Below are 3579 nucleotides of genomic sequence, written 5' to 3' on the forward strand. Positions count from 1 at the left end.
GCTAAGAACTGGATTGCCGCGTCGCTTCGCTCCTCGCAATGACGGCTGATAGATGGGTGATTGTTAGCTTGCGTACGCCCGCTATGAGCTTGGACAGAGTACCTCACGCCGCCCGTGCGGCCTTGCCGAGATGCTCGGCCACGATCCGCAAATCCTCAACGAACCGCGCATACTCCCGCGCTCGCGCTTGCTCGTCCGGCAGTCGCAGCAGATAGGACGGGTGCACGGTGACCAGCACGTGGGTGCCGTCGTCGAGCTTGATGATGTAGCCGCGGCTCCTGGTGATCGGCACTGTCTTGCCCAGCACGCTCTGTGCCGCGGTGGCGCCCATCGCCACCACCAGTTCCGGTCTCACCGAGGCCTTTTCGCGCTCGTACCAGGGCCGGCACGCCTTGATCTCCGCGCTGTTCGGTTTCTGATGCAGGCGGAATTTGCCGCGCGGCACGAATTTGAAATGCTTGACGGCATTGGTGACGTAAACCTTGCCGCGATCGATGCCGGCCTCGGCGAGCGCGCGGTCCAGCATCTGGCCGGCCGGCCCGACGAACGGCTTTCCGGCGAGATCTTCCGTGTCGCCGGGCTGCTCGCCGACCATCATCACGGACGCGCGTTGCGGGCCTTCGCCGAACACGGTCTGCGTCGCGTCCTTCCACAGCTCGCAGGCGCGGCAGTGGCTGGCTTGATCGCGCAGCGCCTCGACGCTGTCGCGGTCGGCATGAACGGGCCTGGTCATCGGCGCCTCGCGTCGCTGCGATCGTTTCGGTTCGGTGGCTTCCGCCGCGATCATCGCGCCGCTCAGCCGTTCGGCCTGTTCGATCAGCGGCCTGATCAGCGCCGCCTCCGGCAGGTTCTTCCAGTATTTCTTCGGCATCTCGGATTGCATCGCCTTGGTCTTCAGTCGCGCCGGATTGAAGATGCTGGCGTAATAGGTCAGCCAGGTCTCCTCCAGCCGGTCCTGCGTCGGCGCCTGGCTCTTTGGCACGCCCGGCGTGATCGACACCGCGTGGCCATCCCAATGCGCGCAGACCTCCGGTGTCAGGATCGACCATGCCATGTCGGCAAAGCGCCGCGCGAAGAACGGCGCGGTGGCCTCGACGATGTGATGGTCGGGTTCGAACCAGGCCACATAGCGCGATTTTGGCTCGCGGCCGATCTCGCGAAACCGGACAAAGGCCTTCATCTTGTGCTGGTCGCGATGCACGGTCTTCGACAAAGCCTGCAATCGGGCGACATCGGGATCGGTCGCCACCTGCAGCAGGTCGTGGTTGCCGCGCAGCCGCCACAGCACGCCATAAAGCTGCGAAAACCGTTCGGGATCGCGATGCAGGATGGCGGATTTCGCGAGGTCGACGAATCTGGCGGAAACGCTGAAACGGCCTTCGGGCGTCTCCGGCGGCAGGGCGTCGCGCGGTGCCGCGAACAGTTCAGGCTCGCTGCCTTGCACCGTCCATGTCACGTCGGCGGGTTTCACCTGGTTCAGCGCCAGTGTCCGCGCCGCCTTGCGCCAGCCGTTGAAATCGGTGTCGCTGTCGAGGGTGATGTAGTGCATTAAAATTCGTCCTCTCAGCTATCAGCGCGAACGGCACCGACCTCTCTGCCGTCATTGCGAGCAGCCCTTGCGACGAAGCAATCCAGTCTTCGCTTGTGGCTTTCTGGATTGCCGCGTCGCGGAGTTTATCATCGGGCCGGCGAAGCCGGTCCCGTTGGCTCCCCGCAATGACGGAGAGACCTTCGCCTAAAACCCGAACCCCAGCTGCGTCGCCTTTGGCTTGAAGCGCGCCGCGAGATTGGCGCCATCGAGCAGATGCAGCGCTGGCCGGTGATCGGGTAGAACGATGAAAGGCAGTGCCTTGTTCCGCGGGATGTGCAGCCGGGCGAGGTCGCCGACGCGGATCGAAGAGATGCGGCGGGTGGCAATGATGCGGTCGACCGCCTTCTGGCCGAAGCCCGGCACGCGCAGCAAGTCCTCGCGGCTGGCACGGTTGACGTCGAGCGGGAAGCGTTCGCGGTTGCGCAGCGCCCAGGCCAGCTTCGGGTCCATGTCGAGCGACAGCATGCCGTCGGCGCCGTCGACGATCTCGCCGGCGGCGAAGCCGTAGAACCGCATCAGCCAGTCGGCCTGGTACAGCCGGTGCTCGCGGATCAAGGGCGGCGCGCGCAACGGCAGCGAGCGGCTGGCATCCGGGATCGGGCTGAAGGCGGAGTAATACACCCGCTTCAAATGGTAGGAGCCGTACAGGTTGGCGGAAGTCGCGATAATGGTACGGTCGGTGGCGGCATCGGCGCCGATGATCATCTGCGTGCTTTGCCCGCCCGGCGCGAAACGCGGCCCGACCCGGCCGCGCGGCGTCGCCTTGCGGTCCTCGCGCGCCTCGTCGAGCTTCAGCCGCAACCGTCCCATGGTGCGGCGGATGGCACGGACATCTTTCTCCGGCGCCAGTTTGGCCATGCTTTCTTCCTCGGGCACCTCGATGTTGATGCTGAGCCGGTCGGCATATTGTCCGGCCGCGGTGATCAGCGCCTCGTCGGCCTCCGGAATGGTCTTGAGATGGATGTAGCCCTTGAAGTGATGGTCTTCGCGCAGTTTTCGCGCCACGGCCACCACTTGCTCCATCGTGTAATCGGGGCTCCTGATGATGCCGGAGGAGAGGAACAGGCCCTCGATGTAATTGCGCCGATAGAAATCCAGCGTCAGCGTCACCACCTCGTCGACGGTGAAGCGGGCGCGCGGCACATTGCTGGAGGCGCGGTTGACGCAATACAGGCAATCATAGTTGCAGGCATTGGTGAGCAGGATTTTCAGCAGCGAAATGCAGCGGCCGTCCGGCGCGTAAGAATGGCATATCCCCATACCGGGCGAGGTAGAGCCGACCCCCTTGCCGTCGCGGGAGTCCCGTTTCACGGTACCGCTGGAGGCGCAGGACGCGTCATATTTGGCGGCGTCGGCCAGAATTTCCAGCTTGCGTTGCACGTCCATCCCAAAATCCCTTTGATTCAATTGAGCTAAAAAAGTGAGCGCGTGGCGGAGCCGATCTCGATTGACTCGGCGGACCGTCTTAGCCTTATATTAGAACATATCATGAACAATTGGGCCACTCATTGGTTCTCCAAAACCGTGATGGCAACCCAGATTTTAAAGGAGCGGCGCATGAGCGGCGCGCGCACGACCACGCTTGCGCATTTGCGCGGCAGTATCGAACGCATCGAGACCCATGCCGACACCTACGCGCCGGACCGCGTCGCGCTTGGCCATGCCGAGGCTGATGCGGCACTGCGGGGGGGCGTGGCGCGCGGCGCCGTGCATGAGGTGTTCTGCGATGGCCGGCAGAGCGCGGCGGCGACCGGCTTCATCGCCGGCCTGGCGCGCCGCGTCAGCGCGCGGCGGCCGCTGCTGTGGGTGCGGCAGGATTTTGCCGAACGCGAGAGCGGCGCGCTGTCGCTGCGCGGCTGGGGCGAACTCGGCCTCGATCCGCGGCTGCTGGTGACGGTGCGTGCGCCCGATGTCGAGGCGGCGTTGCGCACCACGGCGGATGCCTTGGCCTGCGACGCGCTGGGCGCCGTGGTGCTGGAGACGCTGGG

The 3579-nt window shown here is 64.9% G+C and carries 2 protein-coding genes and 1 pseudogene; 1 reads left to right on the plus strand and 2 read right to left on the minus strand.

The window, feature by feature from the left end; genetic code table 11:
• Positions 1–103 precede the first annotated feature (103 nt).
• A complete protein-coding gene (locus tag Q0S16_RS11280) occupies positions 104–1549 on the minus strand; it encodes a UdgX family uracil-DNA binding protein (RefSeq protein WP_295848220.1) in 1446 nt (481 codons plus the stop codon).
• A gap of 186 nt (positions 1550–1735) precedes the next feature.
• Entirely contained in the window at positions 1736–2977 is a 1242-nt protein-coding gene (locus Q0S16_RS11285) for a putative DNA modification/repair radical SAM protein (RefSeq protein WP_295848221.1), read from the minus strand.
• A gap of 171 nt (positions 2978–3148) precedes the next feature.
• Here Q0S16_RS11285 and Q0S16_RS11290 point away from each other — a divergent pair.
• Positions 3149–3579: pseudogene (locus tag Q0S16_RS11290) on the plus strand (DNA repair protein); the annotation flags it as partial.

It is taken from the genome of Tardiphaga sp. (assembly GCF_025356345.1).
Classification (GTDB): Bacteria; Pseudomonadota; Alphaproteobacteria; order Rhizobiales; family Xanthobacteraceae; genus Tardiphaga.

What these genes read in the sequence shown, in the direction of transcription:
- Q0S16_RS11285 (WP_295848221.1), bottom strand. Translation starts at nt 2,977, where the DNA reads ATGGACGTGCAACGCAAGCTGGAAATTCTGGCCGACGCCGCCAAATAT.
- Q0S16_RS11280 (WP_295848220.1), bottom strand. Translation starts at nt 1,549, where the DNA reads ATGCACTACATCACCCTCGACAGCGACACCGATTTCAACGGCTGGCGC.